Origin of the sequence: Gordonia soli NBRC 108243 (assembly GCF_000334455.1) — a bacterium.
Classification (GTDB): Bacteria; Actinomycetota; Actinomycetes; order Mycobacteriales; family Mycobacteriaceae; genus Gordonia; species Gordonia soli.
The window spans coordinates 1-18,364 of the sequence record NZ_BANX01000007.1; the positions used below are offsets into that span (position 1 = coordinate 1).

Annotated in this window: 16 protein-coding genes; 9 read left to right on the forward strand and 7 right to left on the reverse strand. The window is 68.3% G+C overall.

Going from position 1 to position 18,364, the window contains the following annotated elements:
• The 3 genes from GS4_RS05255 to GS4_RS05265 form a co-directional block, all read right to left on the reverse strand.
• Positions 1–726, reverse strand: a 726-nt coding sequence (locus tag GS4_RS05255) for a TtfA family protein (protein ID WP_007618234.1), incomplete at its 3' end; no start/stop codon positions are given.
• A 27-nt stretch (positions 727–753) separates the two neighbouring features.
• A complete protein-coding gene (locus GS4_RS05260; RefSeq protein ID WP_007618235.1) occupies positions 754–1,755 on the reverse strand; it encodes a D-2-hydroxyacid dehydrogenase in 1,002 nt (333 codons plus the stop codon).
• A gap of 36 nt (positions 1,756–1,791) precedes the next feature.
• Positions 1,792–2,670, reverse strand: a complete 879-nt coding sequence (locus GS4_RS05265) for an alpha/beta fold hydrolase (protein WP_007618237.1) — start codon at positions 2,668–2,670, stop codon at positions 1,792–1,794.
• Positions 2,671–2,732: 62 nt separating this feature from the next.
• On the opposite strand from GS4_RS05265, the gene GS4_RS05270 reads away from it, so the two are divergent.
• The 9 genes from GS4_RS05270 (at position 2,733) to GS4_RS05310 (ending at position 14,062) form a co-directional block, all read left to right on the forward strand.
• Complete coding sequence (locus tag GS4_RS05270) at positions 2,733–3,194, forward strand: MarR family winged helix-turn-helix transcriptional regulator (protein ID WP_007618238.1); 462 nt, start codon at positions 2,733–2,735, stop codon at positions 3,192–3,194.
• A 64-nt stretch (positions 3,195–3,258) separates the two neighbouring features.
• A complete protein-coding gene (locus GS4_RS05275; RefSeq protein ID WP_007618239.1) occupies positions 3,259–3,906 on the forward strand; it encodes a DJ-1/PfpI family protein in 648 nt (215 codons plus the stop codon).
• On the forward strand, positions 3,903–4,361 hold the full coding sequence (locus tag GS4_RS05280; RefSeq protein WP_007618240.1) for a MarR family winged helix-turn-helix transcriptional regulator: 459 nt from the start codon (positions 3,903–3,905) through the stop codon (positions 4,359–4,361). Before GS4_RS05275 ends, GS4_RS05280 begins: the two co-directional genes overlap by 4 nt.
• A 55-nt stretch (positions 4,362–4,416) precedes the next feature.
• Entirely contained in the window at positions 4,417–5,721 is a 1,305-nt protein-coding gene (locus GS4_RS05285) for an aspartate aminotransferase family protein (protein ID WP_007618241.1), read from the forward strand.
• The gene (locus tag GS4_RS05290; protein ID WP_007618242.1) at positions 5,718–8,798 is read left to right on the forward strand and encodes an FAD-binding and (Fe-S)-binding domain-containing protein; all 3,081 of its coding nucleotides are present in this window, start codon (positions 5,718–5,720) and stop codon (positions 8,796–8,798) included. The genes GS4_RS05285 and GS4_RS05290 overlap by 4 nt, the downstream gene beginning before the upstream one ends.
• On the forward strand, positions 8,795–10,291 hold the full coding sequence (locus GS4_RS05295; protein ID WP_007618243.1) for an NAD-dependent succinate-semialdehyde dehydrogenase: 1,497 nt from the start codon (positions 8,795–8,797) through the stop codon (positions 10,289–10,291). Before GS4_RS05290 ends, GS4_RS05295 begins: the two co-directional genes overlap by 4 nt.
• Positions 10,292–10,355: 64 nt before the next feature.
• Complete coding sequence (locus tag GS4_RS05300; protein WP_007618244.1) at positions 10,356–11,549, forward strand: M24 family metallopeptidase; 1,194 nt, start codon at positions 10,356–10,358, stop codon at positions 11,547–11,549.
• Between the two features lie 10 nt (positions 11,550–11,559).
• Positions 11,560–12,825 (forward strand): aminotransferase-like domain-containing protein, encoded by a 1,266-nt coding sequence (locus GS4_RS05305; RefSeq protein ID WP_040509654.1) that lies wholly within the window; start codon positions 11,560–11,562, stop codon positions 12,823–12,825.
• A 28-nt stretch (positions 12,826–12,853) separates the two neighbouring features.
• Positions 12,854–14,062 carry a M20 family metallopeptidase gene (locus GS4_RS05310; protein WP_007618247.1) on the forward strand — a complete coding sequence of 403 codons (1,209 nt, stop codon included), beginning with the start codon at positions 12,854–12,856 and terminating at the stop codon, positions 14,060–14,062.
• 67 nt (positions 14,063–14,129) lie between these two features.
• On the opposite strand, the gene GS4_RS05315 is transcribed toward GS4_RS05310, so the two are convergent.
• The 4 genes from GS4_RS05315 to GS4_RS05330 all read right to left on the reverse strand — a co-directional run bounded on the left by GS4_RS05315 (position 14,130) and on the right by GS4_RS05330 (position 18,289).
• Positions 14,130–15,515 (reverse strand): MFS transporter, encoded by a 1,386-nt coding sequence (locus GS4_RS05315; protein WP_007618250.1) that lies wholly within the window; start codon positions 15,513–15,515, stop codon positions 14,130–14,132.
• 95 nt (positions 15,516–15,610) lie between these two features.
• Positions 15,611–16,333: a GntR family transcriptional regulator gene (locus GS4_RS05320; RefSeq protein ID WP_007618251.1), complete on the reverse strand. Its 723-nt coding sequence runs from the start codon at positions 16,331–16,333 to the stop codon at positions 15,611–15,613.
• Between the two features lie 16 nt (positions 16,334–16,349).
• Positions 16,350–16,847 carry a DUF3830 family protein gene (locus GS4_RS05325; protein WP_007618253.1) on the reverse strand — a complete coding sequence of 166 codons (498 nt, stop codon included), beginning with the start codon at positions 16,845–16,847 and terminating at the stop codon, positions 16,350–16,352.
• Entirely contained in the window at positions 16,844–18,289 is a 1,446-nt protein-coding gene (locus tag GS4_RS05330; RefSeq protein WP_007618255.1) for an amidase, read from the reverse strand. The genes GS4_RS05325 and GS4_RS05330 overlap by 4 nt, the downstream gene beginning before the upstream one ends.
• Between the last annotated feature and the right edge of the window lie 75 nt (positions 18,290–18,364).

Genomic DNA, 18,364 nt, shown 5'->3' on the forward strand with positions numbered 1-18,364 from the left:
GGGCCGGCCGGCGGCGGCGCGGCGCTGCTTGTCACGCATCGACTCGGTCTTCTCGTCGGCGAGCTCGGCCCGGGTCGGGCCGTGCGGGTCCCGGGGGTCGGGAGCGCTCTGCGGCTCCTTGGCCGGCGGCAGCACCCGCAGCAGGTCGGCGAACCGACGTGCGATGTCGAGACCGGTGTCGAGTTGTTCGGCGTCGTTGGTCAGCGGCAGCGAGGCGAGCGCCCAGTTGCCTTCGTTCCACAGCACCTCGATGTACGGCGGTGCGGTGTTGGCGAGGGTGATCATCCGGCGGTCACAGACCCGGCGCGCGACGTCGAGGTTGTTGGAGAACATCACGCGCGGGCCCATGGCGCCGAGGAGTTCGACATCGTCCTCGGCCGGCGCCAGCACCTCTTCGTGACGCAGGTCGACGACGACCGGCGAGGCCGACGACCGGCGCACCGCGACGACGGTGGCGGTCTCGGCGAGGTCGAAGACCACCGCCTCGGCTCCGTCGTAGTGGCCGTAGGCGACGTCCTGAACCGCGATGTGGTCCGGGATGTTCATCGTCGCGCGACGGAACACCCTGCGCAGCTTGGTATCCGACTCCCGGAACTTGAAGTCGTGTTCGTCCCCCCAGACCGCGCGCTGATGACGCTGTCCGGTCGAGCGTCGGCGGTCCAGCCACAGCAGGACACCGGCGCCGGCCAGTGCCAGCACGGCGATCACGAAATACACGATGGTCATCGCGCTACAGCCTACTATCGGGGCCGGTCAGGCGCTCCCGGCGACATAGCCTTTACGTTTGTCGACGACGTTGATCAGCGCGCCTTCGAGATCCACGCCGTTCGCATCGACGTATCGACGCAGGTTCTCCAGGAACTGATCGGCGAGCACATCGCGCCACCCCAGCACGTCACCGCTCATGTGCGCGGAGATCGCGACCTGCGGCAGGTCCCACAGCGGGCTGTCCGCGGGGAGGGGTTCGGTGTCGAACACGTCCAGCGATGCGGCCGCGATCTCCCGCCGCTGCAGCGCGTCGATCAAGGCCGGCTCGTCGACGAGTGCACCCCGCCCGACGTTGACGAGGTGGGCATCGGGTCGCATCGCCGACAGCACGCCTGCGTCGATGAGGCGTTCGGTCTGCGGGGTCAGCGGCGCGATGACGACGACCGTGTCGAAGGATCCGACGTAGTCGGTCAGGTCGTCGGTGGTGTGCACCGTGCCGAAGTCGGGATCGTCGGTGCGCGCCCGGCGTCCGGCGCCGGTCACCTCGACCCCGACGGCACGCAGGGTCCGGGCGATCGCCCGACCGATCCCGCCGGTGCCGATGACGAGTGCCGTGCTGCCCTGCGTGCGGGTCGGCTCACGATGCCGCCACACGTGCTCACGCTGTAGTTGTTTGGAGACGTGTAACTGCTTGTGATGGGCCAGGATCGACGCCAGCACGAACTCGGCGATGGGCTGGTCGAACACGCCGTGCGCATTCGTGACCACCACGTCGGAGTCGGCGAGGTCGTCGAAGAGCAGCGAGTCGACCCCGGCCGCGCAGACATGGGTCCACCGCAGCGCCTCGGTCGCCTCGCCCCAGTTGTCCTTCAGGCTGCGCGAGAAGAAGTCCCAGAGGAACAGCACGTCGGCACCGGGGAGCGCCGCGGCGAGATCGGTTGCGTCGGCGCGCCGTACGTCGGCGATCTCCTCGATCGCGGCGAGGTTGCCCGGGGCCTGGAGGTCGTCGGCGCCGAGCAGGACGATGGTCGGTCGGAAGCTGGCCACGTCCCCACCGTAACGGCTGTCGCGGCCCGGGGCCGGTCAGTCGAGGACGGCGCGGAGCGTGGCGGCCAGCTCCGTCGCGGGGTGCATGGGGAGCCCGTGATGCGAGGCGTCGGCGATGACGTGGACGTCGGTCACCGCGGGCGTGCGCTCGGCGCGGCGCGCGATCTGTGCGGCGTCGTGGACCCGGCTGCGACCGGCCAGGATCACCGCGGTCGGGACCGCCAGCGCGTCGAGTGCCGATCGTCGAGGACGTCGCGGCACCACCGGCCGCGATGACGGGAACTCGCCGGCGCCCCGGGTCAGCAGGTCCAGCCAGTCCGGGTCGAGTGCGATCCCGGCGGTCTCCCACTCGAGGAATCGCCGTTGCCGAGCAGCGGTCGGTCGGGCGAGCACCGGGATCGCGTGCAGCAGATAGCCGACCTTCATCCCACCGAACACCGAGGTCGGGTCGAGCAGCACCAGCCGACCGATGCGGTCGGGCTCGGCCAACGCGTGCGCGACCGCGATCATCGCGCCATAGGAGTGCCCGACCACGATCGGCCGCCCCGGGTCCGCACCCGGAAGAGCGTCGAGGACCTGCGACAACCATGCGACGAGGTCGGCCGGCGTCCGCGGCGGGGACGCGCCCGGGACACTGCGCCCGATGTCGCCGATCAGATCGACCGCGATCACCCGACGGTCGGCACCGAGGCGTCGTGCGACCTCGGTCCACCCCATCGCCGACGCCCCACCCCCGGGCAGGAACACCAGCGGTGCCGCGCCCTGCGGCCCGACGGAGGTGACCCGCGTGGTCCCGAAAGCCGTCTCGATGTCGCGGACCTCGCGGTCGGCCGGCCACCGATCGAGCAAGCGGTCGTACACACCGAAGAACCGCGCACCCGCTTCGGACGAGATGAACTCCCGGATCGTGGGCATGCCGCATAGATTACTCGATCATCGATATACTTGTCGATCGAGATGATTGCTAGCCTGGCCCGGTGACCGACGACCGACGACTCGCGCTCATCCATCGCCTCCGCGCCCTGACCGTCGAACTGGACCTGCTCGGCTCGGAGTTCGCGGCCGCACACGGACTCCACACCACCGACGTCCGCGCACTCATCGCTCTCCTCGACCTCGCCCGGGCGGGCCGTCCGGCGACCCCCGGTGTCCTGGCCGGCGAACTGGGCGATCTGAACTCGGCCACCACGACGGCCCTGGTCGACCGCCTCGAACGCGCCGGGCTCGTCCGGCGCGGGCGCGATGTCACCGACCGTCGGCGGGTCCTGCTCTCGGTCACCGACGATGCGCATCGGCTGGGCGAGTCGTTCTTCGGATCGCTGATCGCCGACACCCGCCGGTCGCTCGACGATTTCGACGACGACGAGATCGCCGCGGTCGACCGATTCCTCGCGCTCGTCGACGATCGGATCCGAGCTCACCGCGCAGCGAACTCTTGACAGCGTGCTGTCATTTATGACAGTCTTCTGTCATATCGGCACGTACTCGATCGGAGGAGTCATCATGCGCACCGTCCATCTCGCCCTCTACGACACGCTCGCCGACTGGGAGTACGGATATGTGGCCGCCGGGATCAACAATCCCGAGTTCCAGCGCGATCCGGGGTCGATCCGCATCGTGACGGTCTCCGCCGACGGACAACCGGCCACCACCGTCGGCGGTCTCCGGGTCACCCCCGACGCCGCCCTGACCGACATCTCCCCCGCGGACAGCGCGATGCTCGTCCTCCCGGGCGCGTTCACCTGGGGCGGGGACGGGAACTCGGAGTTCATCGATGCCGCCCGGCGCTGGGTGTCCGCCGGAGTCCCGGTGGCCGGAATCTGCGGCGCCACCATCGGATTGGCGAACGCCGGCCTTCTCGACGATCGCCGTCACACCAGCAATGCACCGGAACAGCTGAGCCACACCGGATATGCCGGAGCCGACAACTACGTCGACGTGCCGGCGATCACCGATCGCAACGTGATCACGGCGGCCGCGGTCGCACCGGTCGACTTCGCGCGCGAGGTCTTCGCCGCACTCGACGTCTACCCGCCGGAAGTACTGGACGCCTGGTATCTGCTCTACGGCAAGCAGGATCCGAGCGGCTTCTACACCCTCGTCGCCCAGCAGGACGGCGGGTCTGCCGCCGAAAGTCCCGCGACCGCATGACGGCGAACCCCACCCAGCGACTCCTGAGCGACTCGGCGCTCACGGTGTTCCGCTTGAACGGACAATTCCTCGCGCTCGCCGAAGAGCTCGCGGCGAGCGCGGGGCTGACCGCCACCCGGTGGCAGGTGCTGGGCGCCGTCCTCCGAGAGCCTGCCTCGGTCTCCGAGATCGCGCGGATCATGGGCATCACCCGGCAGAGCGTGCAGCGCACCGCCGACCTCCTGGTCGCCGACGGGCTCGCCGAATACCGCGACAACCCGGCCCATCGTCGCGCCAAGCTCGTGGCCCCGACGTCGGCCGGGTACGACGCCCTCGACCGCATCAACCCCGCACACCGCCTGGCCGCGCAGGCGCTCGCCGAGCGCCTCGATCCCGAGGAGTGGCGCCGGACCGTCGACGCACTGCAGAAACTGAGCACCACTCTCGCCGAACTGGACACCGAAACAGGACGCTGACCTGCCTCGATGTCACATTGTTGACAATCCGACAAAGTAGCGTCACGGTGTACCCATGACGACGACCGCCGAGACCGCCGTGCCCACCGCCCACCTCAGCCCGATCCTCAAGCAGGCGACCCCCGTTGTGGTCGACCACGCCCAAGGTTCGTGGATTCGCGGAACCGACGGGAACGACTATCTCGACTTCACCACCGGCATCGGCGTGACCAGCACCGGTCACTGCCATCCGCGGGTCGTCGCCGCCGCACAGGCCCAGTGCGCCAAGGTGATCCACGCGCAATACACCACCGTCATGCACCAGCCCCTGCTGGAGCTCACCGAGAAGCTCGGGCGGGTACTGCCCCCGGGACTCGACTCCGTCTTCTACGCCAACTCCGGTTCCGAGGCCGTCGAGGCCTCGATCCGTCTCGCCCGCATGGCCACCGGCCGACCCAACATCATCGTCTTCCAGGGCGGCTTCCACGGTCGCACCGTCGCGGCGGCCAGCCTCACCACCGCGGGCACCAAGTTCTCGGCCGGCTTCTCGCCGCTGATGAGCGGCGTCCACATGGCGCCATTCCCGTATGCGTTCCGCTATGGCTGGGACACCGACACCGCGGTCGACTTCGCACTGCGCGAGCTCGACTACCTGCTCACCTCGCGGGTGGCGCCGAACGACACCGCGGCGTTCCTGATCGAACCCGTGCTCGGCGACGGCGGCTACCTCCCCACCCCGCCGCGCTTCCTGGCCGGTCTGCGCGAGCGGGCCACCCGCCACGGGATCGTCTTCATCGTCGACGAGGTGCAGGCCGGGTTCGGCCGCACCGGCAAGTTCTGGGGTCACCAGCACGCCGACGGTGTGGTCCCCGACATCATCATCACCGCAAAGGGACTCGCGTCCGGGTTCCCGATCTCCGCGATCGCCGCCCCGACCGAGCTGATGAGCAAGGCCTGGCCGGGTTCGCAGGGCGGCACCTACGGCGGCAACGCCGTGGCGGCGGCCGCAGCGGTCGAGACCATCGCCGTCATCGAGGACGAGGGACTGGTGGAGAACGCACGCGTGCGCGGTGAGCAGATGCTGGCCGGTCTGCGTGAGATCGCTCCCCGGTTCCCACGCATCGGCGACGTCCGTGGCATCGGACTCATGGCCGGCATCGAGTTCGTCACCACCGACGCATCCGGCGCCACCGTGCCGGACTCGGCCGCCGCGATCGCAGTCCAGCAGGCCACCACCGGTCAAGGACTGCTGACCCTCACCTGTGGCCCCGGCGGCAACGTGGTGCGCCTGATCCCGGCGCTCGTGGTCACCGAAGACGAGATCCGACTCGGCCTCCACCGTTTCGCCGCGGCGCTCGACGTCGCGCTCGGTGGGGCATGACCACCACGTCACCACCTCTCTCCGACCTCTCGGCCCTCGGTATCGACGTCGACACCTCGTCACGTCGACGTTCCGAGTACTCCTACGACGCATCGAACTACCGGGTCCGGCCACTGGCGGTGGTCTTCCCGCGATCAGCATCCGATGTCGCTCGCACTGTGGCGTGGTGCGCCACCGCCGGCGTGACCGTCACCGCGCGCGGTGGTGGTACGTCGATGGGCGGCAACGCGATCGGCGAGGGAGTGGTGATCGACCTCTCGCGCCACCTCGACGAGGTCGTCGAGATCGACGACGAGGCGCAGACCGCCGTCGCCGGTGCCGGGATCGTGCTCACCACCCTCGCCGCACGCGCACGGGAGGCCACCGACGGGCGGCTCAGCTTCGCCCCCGATCCGTCGTCGGCGTCACGGGCCAGCCTCGGGGGCGCGATCGGCAACGACGCCTGCGGTAATCACTCCGTGCGGTACGGCCGCACCTCCGACCACGTCGAAGAACTACACCTGGTCACCGCCGAGGGGTTGCTGCTCACGGCCACGCGAGAAGGTCTGCGGGCCACCGATCCCGACGACGCCGACGCCACCGCACGAGCTGCCGAGCTCACCGCGTCGCTGACCGATCTCACCGCGCGCAACCTCGCGGGACTGCGCACCGAACTGGAGACCATCCCCCGACAGGTGTCGGGATATCACCTGGCGAAACTACTGCCCGAGAACGGGTTCGACGTCGCTCGCGCCCTGGTCGGCAGCGAGGGCACCTGCGCGATCGTGGTCTCCGCGAAGGTGCGGCTGGTCCCGGTGTCGGGCGCCCAGATGCTGCTCTGCGTCGGGTACCGATCAGTCGCCGACGCCGCCCGTGACGTCCCGACGATCCTCCCTTTCCGCCCGTCTGCGGTCGAGGGCATCGACCGCAGCATCGTGTCGACGATGGCTGCCCGTCGCGGCCGCGACGCGGTCGCGGGCCTACCCGACGGCGGTCCCGACGACCCCTGCGCGGCATGGCTGTTCATCGATGTCGACGAACACAGCACCGGTGCCGCGTCGGTCGACGATGTCCCCGCCGTCGCATCCCGACTGCTCGACGAGTTGCGCGCCGCTGGTCGCATGATCGATGCCACGGTGGTCACCGATCCGGCCCGCCGCGCGACGCTCTGGCGTGTCCGCGAGGACGGCGCGGGACTCTCGTCACGGCTGCTCGACCCCGACGACGACTCGGTCGGTGCGGGATACGAGTCGTGGCCGGGCTGGGAGGACGCCGCGGTCGCTCCCGACCGCCTGGCCGGCTACCTCGAGGAGTTCGAGGCCCTGCTCGCACGTTTCGAGCTGACCGGCGTGATGTACGGACACTTCGGTGCCGGCTGCATGCACGTGCGCATCACGTTCGATCTCCGCACCGCCGAGGGTCGCGACGTGATGGACCGATTCTGCACGGCCGCAGCCGAACTGGTGGTCGCACATGGTGGGTCGCTGTCCGGTGAGCACGGCGACGGGCGGGCCCGCTCGGCGCTGCTGCCGATCATGTACACCCGCACGATGTTGGCGACCTTCGCCGAGTTCAAGAAGATCTGGGACCCGACGGGTGTGCTCAACCCCGGCAGCATCGTCGATCCCGCACCGATCACCGACGATCTCGCGCTGGCGGGTGTGCCCGAACGACGCTGGCCGACCCTGACCCTGCTCGGTCACGTCGACGAGGGGCAGGGCAGCGAGGCGGCCGGGCTCGACCCGTTCGTCCACGCCGTCCAGGGCTGCATCGGCGTCGGCCGGTGTCGCTCCACCTCCGGCGGGGTGATGTGCCCGAGCTACCGGGCCACCCGCGACGAGAAGGACTCCACCCGCGGCCGGGCCCGGGTACTGCAGGAGATGGTCCGCACCGCTCCCGACGTCCGCACCGGATGGCGGTCCGACGACGTACGCGAGGCGCTCGACCTCTGCCTGTCGTGCAAGGCGTGTTCGACCGACTGTCCGACCGGCGTGGACATGGCCACCTACAAGTCCGAGTTCCTGCATCAGCACTATCGCGGTCGCAAACGTCCCATGTCGCATTACTCGCTGGGCTGGATGCCGGCGTGGCTCGGGGCCGCGGGCGTTCTCGCGCCGGTCATCAACCGGGCGCTCCGGTCGTCGGTCGCCGGCATTGCCGCCCGCGCGGGCGGACTCGACGCACGCCGCACGATGCCGAGTTTCGCCCGTCGCAAGGACCGTCGCGCCGGAATGGGCTCACTGTCCCCGGTCTCGGCCGGGTCGGATGTCGTGTTGTTCGTCGACTCGTTCACCAAGGCATTCCGTCCTCATGTCGCGGCCGCTGCCGCGCAGGTCCTCGGCGCGACCGGGGACCAGGTGGGCTGTAGCGCCGACAACTGCTGCGGACTCACGTGGATCTCCACCGGTCAGCTCAAACACGCCCGCAAGGTGCTCTCCCGTACCGCCGAGGCGCTCGACGACGGCACCGACCGACCGATCGTCGTCGCCGAACCGAGTTGCGCGGCAGCGCTCCACAAGGATCTACCCGAACTCGTCGACAGTCCCGCCGCGCGCCGGGTCGCCCGCCGGATCACCAGCTTCGCCGCGTACCTGCCACGGCTGCTCGACGCCGGTTGGCAACCGACCGGCCTGCCCGAGTCCGTCACCCTCCAGACGCATTGTCACGAGTACGCGGTCTTCGGGCCGACCACCGGTCGGGTCGCGCTCGAGCGGATGGGCGTGACCGTCCATGCGGCGCAGGGATGTTGCGGTGTGGCGGGCAACTTCGGCTTCGAACGCGGCCACTACGACGTCAGTGTCGGGGTCGCAGAGCAGTCACTGGCACCCGCTCTGCGGTCCGGCGGCGACCGCCCGGTGCTCACCGACGGATTCAGCTGCGCGATGTCGGTCGACCACCTCAGTGCCACCGATGCGGCCATCGACGCGGCCGGGCTCCATCTTGCGGAGTTGCTCACCGCCGGCACCTCGTCGGCGCGACCGCCCGACGGCGCCGCCGACGCCCGAGGGTCCGGCACCGACACCGACACGGGCACCACGACCACCTCCGACGACGACACCACCCCGACACCACCTTCCCCGAGAGGAGCCCTCCGATGACCGCCGTGCACCCCGGACCCGCTGCCGAGACCATCGCGCGCATCAACCCCGACCTCTACATCGACGGTGCCTGGGTGCCGGCGCTGTCGGGGGCGCGGTTCGACGTCGAGAACCCCGCCACCGGTGAGATACTCGCCCAGGTCGCCGACGCCGGTGCCGACGATGCCCGCGTCGCGCTGCAGACCGCGGTCGACCATCAGACCGCATGGGCCGCCACATCCCCCCGGTCGCGGAGCGAGATCCTCTATCGCGCACACCAACTGATCATGTCGCGGGTCGACGAGATCGCCTCGGTGATGACGGCCGAGATGGGGAAGCCCCTCGCGGAGGCGAAGGGCGAGGTCGCCTACGGAGCGGAGTTCTTCCGCTGGTTCGCCGAGGAGGCCGTCCGCATCGGCGGCGATCACACCACCACCGGCGACGGCGCCAACCGCATCATCGTCACCAAGCAGCCGGTCGGACCGTGCATCCTGATCACCCCGTGGAACTTCCCGCTCGCCATGGGCACCCGCAAGATCGGCCCCGCGGTGGCGGCCGGGTGCACGATGGTCTTCAAGCCGGCCGAACTGACACCGTTGACCTCGCTGCTGCTCGCCGACATCCTGCGCGAGGCCGGTCTGCCCGACGGCGTCCTGAACGTCGTCACCACGACCGATCCCGGTGCCGTGGTCGGAGAGTGGATGGAGAGCGGCAAGGCCCGCAAGGTGAGCTTCACCGGGTCCACCGAGGTCGGGAAGCTGCTCCTGCGCCAGGCCGCCGGGTCGGTGATGCGCACGTCGATGGAGCTCGGCGGCAACGCACCGTTCATCGTCTGCGCCGACGCCGACATCGACCGCGCGGTCGACGGCGCGATGGTCGCCAAGATGCGCAACATCGGCCAGGCCTGCACTGCGGCCAATCGCTTCTTCGTCCATCGGTCGGTGGCCGCAGAGTTCAGCGAGAAGCTCGCCGCCCGGATGAGGGCGCTGACCGTCGGCGACGGCGCCGCCGACGGGGTGCAGGTCGGCCCGCTGGTCGAGACCAAGGCTGTCGACAAGGTCGACCGACTGGTGACCGACGCGGTCGAACGTGGCGCGCAGATCAGTTGCGGCGGAACGCGTCCGGAAGGTCCGGGCCACTTCTACCAGCCGACGGTGCTCACCGACGTCGCGCCCGGGTCCGATCTGATGTCCACGGAGATCTTCGGCCCGGTCGCCGCGATCGTCCCGTTCGACGGCGACGGTGCAGACGCCGACGACGCCGTGCTCGCGTTGGCCAACGACACCCCGTGGGGTCTCGTCGGCTACCTCTTCAGTTCCGACGTCGATCGCGTCGAGTACCTGTCGGCACACCTCGAGGTCGGCATGGTCGGCGTCAACACCGGACTCGTCTCCAACCCGGCCGCCCCGTTCGGCGGGATCAAGGAGTCCGGTCTGGGCCGAGAGGGCGGTCGCCTGGGCATCGAAGAGTTCCTCGATGTGAAGTACCTGGCGGTCCCCGTCCGCAAGCGCTGACGTACCGGCCGATCTCGGCGACAATCGACACGTATCACTTCTTCAGCCCCAGAGGAGGCAGCGGTTGTACCTCGGAGCCCAGCTGTTCACCGACAGCGAGTACGAATCGCGACTGGCGCGCGTCCGTGAACTCATGGACCGCCAGGGGCTCTCGGCGATCATCGTCACCGACCCCGCGAACATCTTCTACCTGATCGGCTACAACGCGTGGTCGTTCTACACCCCGCAGATGCTCTTCGTCCCCATCGAGGGCGAGATGATCTTCTTCGCCAGGGAGATGGATGCTCATGGCGCACACCGGACCACCTGGTTGGGCGACGACCAGATCGTCGGGTACCCGGAGAGCTATGTGCACCGTCCGCACGTCCACCCCTTCGACTGGGTGGCGTGGGCCCTGCGACAGCGGCACCAGATCGCCCCGGCCTCCCGGGCGGGGTCGGTCGGGCTGGAGATGGACTCGCACTTCTTCTCCCCCAAGGCATACCGCGCGCTGTACAACGCGATCCCGGAGTGGAAGCTGGTCGACAACTTCGAGTTGGTGAACTGGGTCCGCTCGGTGAAGTCCGACGCAGAGATCCAGTTGATGCGGCAAGCCGGGATGGTCTGTTCGGAGGCGATGCGGGCGGCCATCGACACCATCGATGTCGGTGTGCGTCAATGCGATGCGGCAGCTGCCATCTCGCAGGCGCAGATCACCGGGACCGAGGAGTTCGGCGGTGACTACCCGGCGATCGTGCCGATGATGCCGACCGGCGCCGCCGCCGACACGCCGCACCTCACCTGGCATCAGGGGACCTTCGTGGAGAACGAGGCGGTCGTCGTCGAATTGACCGGCGCGCACAACCGATACCACTGCCCGCTCGCGCGCACCGTTGCACTCGGGAAACCGTCCAAGGACCTCGACTACGTGGCGAAGGCCACCTCCGAGGGACTGAACAACGTCCTCGATGCCATCCGGCCGGGCGTCGCCTCCCGAGAGCTGGCGTCGACGTGGAACTGGACGCTGGCGAAGTACGGGCTCGAGAAGCCCTCGCGCCTGGGCTATTCGATCGGTATCGGTTATCCGCCCGACTGGGGTGAACGGACGATCAGCATCCGGTCCGAGGACGAGACGATCCTGGAGACCAACATGACCTTCCACATCGTGTGCGGAATGTGGATGGACAACTACGGTTTCGAACTCTCGGAGTCAGTGCGGGTCAGTCCGACCGGCGTCGAGACGTTCACGAGCTTTCCCCGAGAACTGATCCAGAAGTGAGGTGACCACCATGACCGCCACCACCGACAACGAGGCGACCACATCGCTGCACGACGTCCGTCGTGCCACCCAGACGTTCCCGTTGGCCGGGCGCGCCAAGGACCTGGTCGGATCGCTCATCGATTCGTCGACGTCCCTGCTCGCCTCGCAGTCCCACGACATCGTGCGGTTCGCGATGGGCTCCCCTGCCGACGAGGCGGTTCCCGCCGAGGAGTTCCGCCAGATCGCCGGCGAGATCCTCGACAACTCGTCGTTCACCTACGGCGCCACCGAGGGTGAACCGCGGCTGCTGCAGCTGCTCGTCGACTATCTCGCGACCACCCCGGACCCGTCGAGCCACGAACGGCTCGTCATCACCACCGGTGGGATGCAGGGACTCGATCTGGCGTGCAAGCTGTTCGTCGACCCCGGCGACCTGGTGGTCGTGGAGTCGCCGACCTACACCAACGGCAGTGCGACAGCGTTGTCCTACGGTGCGCAGCTCCTCGAGATCCCGACGGACGAGGACGGGATGCTGGTCGACCAGCTCGAGGATCTCGTCTCGCACACCCACAAGACGCCCAAGGCGATCTACACCATCCCCACGTTCCAGAACCCGTCCGGTGTGACGATGTCGGAGGAACGCCGCCGCGAGCTCCTGCGTCTGGCCCACAAGTGGGGTTCGGTCATCATCGACGACGACCCGTACGGCCTGTTGCGGTTCGCCGGCACCGACATCCCGACCTTCCAGACCCTCAGCCCACAGGACCCGCTGCTGTTCTCGGTGCGGACGTTCTCGAAGATCCTCGCGCCCGGCTGGCGCGTCGGATGGGTCGACGCCGACCCGGCGTTGCGGCAGCTGCTCATCAACGGCAAGCAGGCCATGGACACCTGCACCAACGTGCCGAACCAGCACATCGTCGCCGAGTACATCGCCCGCGGCGGACTCGAGGACCACCTGGCCGGCCTGCGCACGCTCTACCGCGAGCGCAAGGACGCGATGGTCGAGTCGATCCGCACCCATCTGGGCGATCGCGTCACGACCACCGATCCCGAGGGCGGGTTCTTCCTGTGGGTCACCCTGCAGGGCGAGTTCGCGGAGATCGACACCCGTGAGCTGTTCGAGCGCGCTCTCGCCGACGGCGTGGCGTTCATCCCGGGTCCGGCACTGTCACCGGGCGGGCGGTTCCGCAACGCCATGCGCCTGTGCTTCGCGTCCAGCACGCCGGCACGCATCGACGAGGGCATCCGACGACTGACCGGCACACTCGAGACGATGGCCCGCGAGGCGGGGTGAGTGGCACCTGTGGCTCGGCGCCGATACCGTGACCGACGTGAGTGTTGCGGGTGACATCGAGTCCCGGGTGCTGTCGGCGATCGACGACGACGCCGTCGTCGAGCTGACCACCGCGCTGGTCCAGGCACCGAGCGAGAATCCCGGCGGCACCGAGTCCGCTGCCGTGGCCGTGCTCGAGAAGGCGTGTCGGGAGGCTGGATTCGATGTCGAGATCACCGAGGTCGCACCGGGTCGGCCCAATCTGACCGCGACGCTGGCCGGCGGCGACGGTCCCGGACTGATGATCCTCGGGCACTCCGACGTGGTGCCGGCCGGACCGAACTGGACCGGCGATCCGTACCGGGTGCGGCGAGACGGTGATCTGCTGATCGGTCGCGGGACCACCGACATGAAGGGCGGCCTCGCCGCCGCCGTCGGTGCGATGAAGGCGATCGCGCGAGCCATCGCGGACGGTCATGCCGCCGTGAGCGGACCGGTGCAACTCGTGTGCACGGTCGACGAGGAAGAGCACGGCATCGGGGTGCGCGACTTCGTCGGTCGCCCGTCACGTCACGAGTTCGCCGGCTGCATCGTCGCCGAGCCGACCGACATGCAGGTCGTCCGCGGCTGCCGCGGCGCCTCTTACCTCGAGATCGACATCACCGGCCGCGCAGCCCATTCCGGTCGTCCCAAGGACGGCCGGAGCGCCATCGAGGCGGCGGCATCGGTGATCGAGCTGATCCGCGCCGATCAGCGCGCACTGGACGAGCATCTCGACGACCTGCTCGGGGCGGGAACCTGGAATGTCGGCACCATCGCAGGTGGGCAGGGCATCTCGGTGGTCGCGCCCACCTGTTCGCTCGGGGTCGACCGCCGGCTGATGCCGGACGAAGACGTGCACCGTATCGCCGAGGTCCTGCGGTCGGCCATCCGCGCCGCACGGATCGACACCGACGGCATCACCGTGGATGTCCGGGTCACGATGGAGATGCCCGGATTCGCGACCCCTGCCGACCACCGCCTGGTGACCACGGCGGTCGACGCGGTCACCGATGCCGGCGTACCGACCTCCGTCGGCGGCTGGAGCGCCGCCTGCGACGGCGGCTTCGTCAGCCGCGACCTCGGCATCCCGAGCATCGTGCTGGGTCCTGGCGACATCCACTCCCAGGCGCATCAACCCGACGAGTCCATCGACGTCGCCGACCTGGCCGTGGCCGCCCGCACCTACGCGCTCAGCGCACTCCGCCTGTTGAGCTGACTCGAGATACGACGGTGGCCACCCCTCCCGAAGGCGAGGCGGCCACCGATCGTGTCGCGGACGTGCGTTACTTCTTGCTGCTCCCCGCTTCCGCCAGATCCCGCTCCAGGCTGGGGATCTCGGTTCCGCGGATCGAACAACCCGCGGTCTCCTTCAGGAAGACGAGGGCGGCCATGCCGATCGCACATGCGCCCATCATGTAGATGGCCGGGAACAGGTTCCACCCGGTGTTCTCCACCACCGCATCGTTGACCAGTGGAGCAGTACCACCGAACGCCGCGGTCGCCACGTTGTAGGAGATCGCGAACCCCGCGTAGCGGACTTGGGTCGGGAACATCGCCGGGAAGGTCGCCGAGATGGTCGCCAACTGCGGGATGTACAGCAATCCCAGGATGACGAACCCGACTATCGCCCAGGTGAACCCCTGGCCCATCAACCAGTACAGCGGCAACGCGAGGACGAACAGTCCGATCAGCGAGCCCCACCACATCGGTTTTCGGCCGGTCGAATCCGACCATCGACCGAAGAACGGGATCATCGCCATCATCACCAACTGGCCGATCAGCACGACCGTCGATCCTGAGGAGTCGGACAGACCGATCGTGCTCTTGAGATATGTCGGCTGATAGGCCAGCAAGGTGTAGTTGGCCACGTTGAGCGCGATGACCATGCCGAACATGATCAGGATCGGACGCCAGTAGTTGGTCAGCAGATCCTTGAACCGCGTGAACGCCGTGCCCTTGATCTCGTTGTCCTGCTCCAGCTCCTGGAAGACCGGGGTGTCCTCCATCTGCGATCGCAGGTAGAGGCCGATCAGGCCCAGTGGCAGCGCGATCAGGAACGGGATGCGCCAACCCCAGGTCTGCATCTGCTCGTCGGTGAGCAGCAGCTCGAAGAGGAGGACGATCGCGGTTCCGGCGCTGAATCCGGCGAGCGTGCCGAATTCCAGGAACGAGCCGAACTTGCCTCGCTTCTTGTCCGGCGCGTACTCGGCCATGAAGGTGGCGGCGCCGCCGTACTCACCGCCGGTGGAGAAGCCCTGGATCACCCGCAGCAGGATCAGCAGAATCGGCGCCCAGACCCCCGCCACCGCGTGGGTGGGCAGCACGCCGATGAGCGCAGTCGCGCCGGAGATCAGCAGGATGGTCATGGCGAGAACAGATTTGCGTCCGATGCGGTCGCCGATCGGACCCCAGATCATGCCGCCCAATGGCCGCAGGACAAACGAGATCGCGAAGCCCAGCATGGTGCCGATCGTGCCGAGATCGCCCGGGAAGAACGCCTGGGTGAGATAGGTGGTGGTCGCCGCATAGACGCCGTAGTCGTACCATTCGGTCGCGTTGCCGATGGCCGATGCTCCGATCGCCTTGCGCAGTAGCGCTTTTCCTTCGGGTGATTCGGGGTCGGGGGCGAGCTCCTCGAAGGTCGCCGGTGAGGATGATGCTTCAGTCATCTCCTACCTTCCTGGGGAAGTGTGGCCAATTGCGTTGTCGCTCAGCTCACATCGGCGGAAACCGGATCGAAACGGCGGTCGTCTGTGCCGTGTGATCACCCCGCCGACTTGACACCAGGGTCGTCGGAGTCATCCGCGACCAGCCGGTTCAGGCCGTCGTTCATGTGATCGATCATCAGTTCGTCGGCCGCAGTCGCCGCCCCTGCGGCGATCGCGTCCACCAATGCCTGGTGTTCGTCTATTCGATCCTTTCCCGAGGAATACGTCCCCCGCATCGCCCGCAGGCACATCCGGGTCTCGACGAGGATTGTCTCGTGGAGACGCGAAAGGCGCTGGCTCTGGGCGTGATCGACCAGAGTCTGGTGAAATCTCATGTCCGCCTCGGCCATGTCGACCCCGTTCGGGTCGTCGACGTGCGTGCGCATCCGTACGACCGCGTCGTTGAGGTCGGCGATCGCATCCGGGTCGCCATGCGAGATTACCTGTGCCACAGCCGCGCGCTCGACGGCGGTGCGCGCCACGTACATGTCACGGATGTCGTCGTCGTCCATCGAGACGACGAAAAGACCACGGTTACGGTGGCTGACCAGCAGTCCTTCTGCCGTCAACCGCTGCATGGCCTCGCGCAGCGGCCCACGACTCACACCGAGATCGGCGGCGAGTCCCGATTCGGTGAGTTGCGCGCCCGGCGGGAACTGTCCGGTTGCGATCGCATCGTGCAGTTTTCGCGCGATGATCGCCGGTGTGGACTCCTGGACCAAGGGGGTGAGAATCCGCTTTCGCCCCCCTGGTGCGGCCGATCGAGTCGCCATGGTCATTACCTCAGTTCTACTCTCATGCGCGCGCATAGGACAGCGTTTCGCCGCGCGCACCACCCATCCAGATGTCGTTGCACGCGGCCGCGAATTCGGTCAGACCTTCGACGATGGTGCCGAAAACGTTGCCCGGCACCCAGCCGACGTCGCCGTTGACCAGCAGGTTGTTGCGTCCGTAGAAGACTGCCAGGTCGATCAGGAGCTGGTGCTCACCAGGTGCCGAGCCGACCTCGTATCCGTACGCCGGATTGGTGAGCACCCCGTCGAAGGTGAAGTAGCACAGGTCACCAGGGATCGGCGTGATCGTCGTGTTCTCCGGCCCGGGCTCGGTCGGCGCGAATGCGGGCAGGAGCGTGTAGATCTCATTGCGCGCGAACTTTCCGTGAAAGACCTGTCCACCCAGCGGTAATGCGTCCCAGACCGCTGCCGCGGTCCGCGGCGCCTCGTCGTCGAGGAGACGCGCCACGGCGGTGACCCCACGCCTCTCCAGGGACACGGTGATGAAACGGTCGGTCATGCCGTCCTCTCGCTTCTGGCGATGGTGTTCAGGTTCGCGAATCCGCCGATTGCCGCCTCGAATGCGGCGGCAACCCGTAGAACCGTGTGATCCTGGTGGCGCGCGCCGACGAACTGGACACCGGTCGGCAGGCGCCCGCCGACGCCGTCTGCGTCGAATCCGCTGGGCACCGTGACCGCCGGCTGACCGGTGAGGTTGAACGGATAGCTGTAGGGGGTCCACGACGTCCAGTCGGCGCTCTCGCTGCCGACAGGCACGTCTACTCCGGCCTCGAAGGCGACCGACGGCAGCGTCGGCGTGAGCAGTACGTCGTGATCCTCGTGGAGTCGGCCCATCTGACGGCCGAGATCCATCCGCACCGCGGTGGCGTCGAGGTAGTCGGCAGCAGTGAACCCGCCGTGCCGCTGCAGAGCTGCGGACAACCCCGGGTCGATCTTCGCCGAGGCACCCGGCCCGAAGGCCCCGACCACCGCCTGGGCCCCGCTGAACCACAGGACGTGGTATGCCCAGGCGGGGTCCTCCCAACCGAGGTCGACCGGTGTCACAGTCGCCCCCATCGCACGCAACGTTTCGACCACCGCATCGGTGTTCGACTGCACCCGTGCAGAATTCGAGCCGAACCCGAGATCCGGACTGTAGGCGATGCGCACACCCGTGAGATCCCGCCGATCGCCGAGTCCATCACGTGCGGATTCGGTCGGGGTCGGCATCGCCCACCAGTCGCGGGAGTCGAAGCCGCTCACGACGTCGAGCAGTGCGGCGCAGTCGTCGACGGTTCGGGTCATCGGACCGACGTGTGCGAGCGTGCCGAACGGGCTCGCCGGGTAGAGCGGGACCCGACCGAAGGTCGGCTTGAGCCCGACGATGCCGCAGAAACCGGCCGGGATACGTACGGAGCCACCGCCGTCGGTGCCGATCGACAGCGTGCTGAGGCCCGCGGCGACTGCGGCCGCGCTACCACCCGACGACCCTCCGGCGGTGCGGTCGGTGTTCCACGGGTTGCGGGTGACGCCACACCGAAGACTGTCGGTGACACCCTTCCAACCGAATTCCGGTGTCGTCACCTTGCCGAGCAGCACCGCCCCGGCTTCACGCAGGCGTGCCACCGCCGGGGCATCGACAGCCCATTCGTCATCCGTCGGCGCGATGAGTTCGGACCCGCGCAACGTCGGCCAGCCCCGGGTGAGGAGCAGGTCCTTGACGCTGACCGGCACCCCATCGAGCGGCCCGAGGGGCACCCCGGCGGCATACCGTTGCTCCGACTCCCGCGCAGCAGCGGTCGCCGACTCCTCGTCGACCAGGCAGTACGAATTGATCGCCGGATCGTCGTCGGCGATGGCAGCGAGGTGCTCCTGCGCCACCGCGACCGGCGACAGTGATCCGTCCGCGTAGCCGGCGACCAGGTCGCCGGCCGAGAGCCATCGCGGTGCTACGTCGTCCACTCCCTCGAACACTCCTCGCAAATCGATGTCATACGGTTGGTAGATTGTTGACAATCTACTTGGGAGGTGGACCGG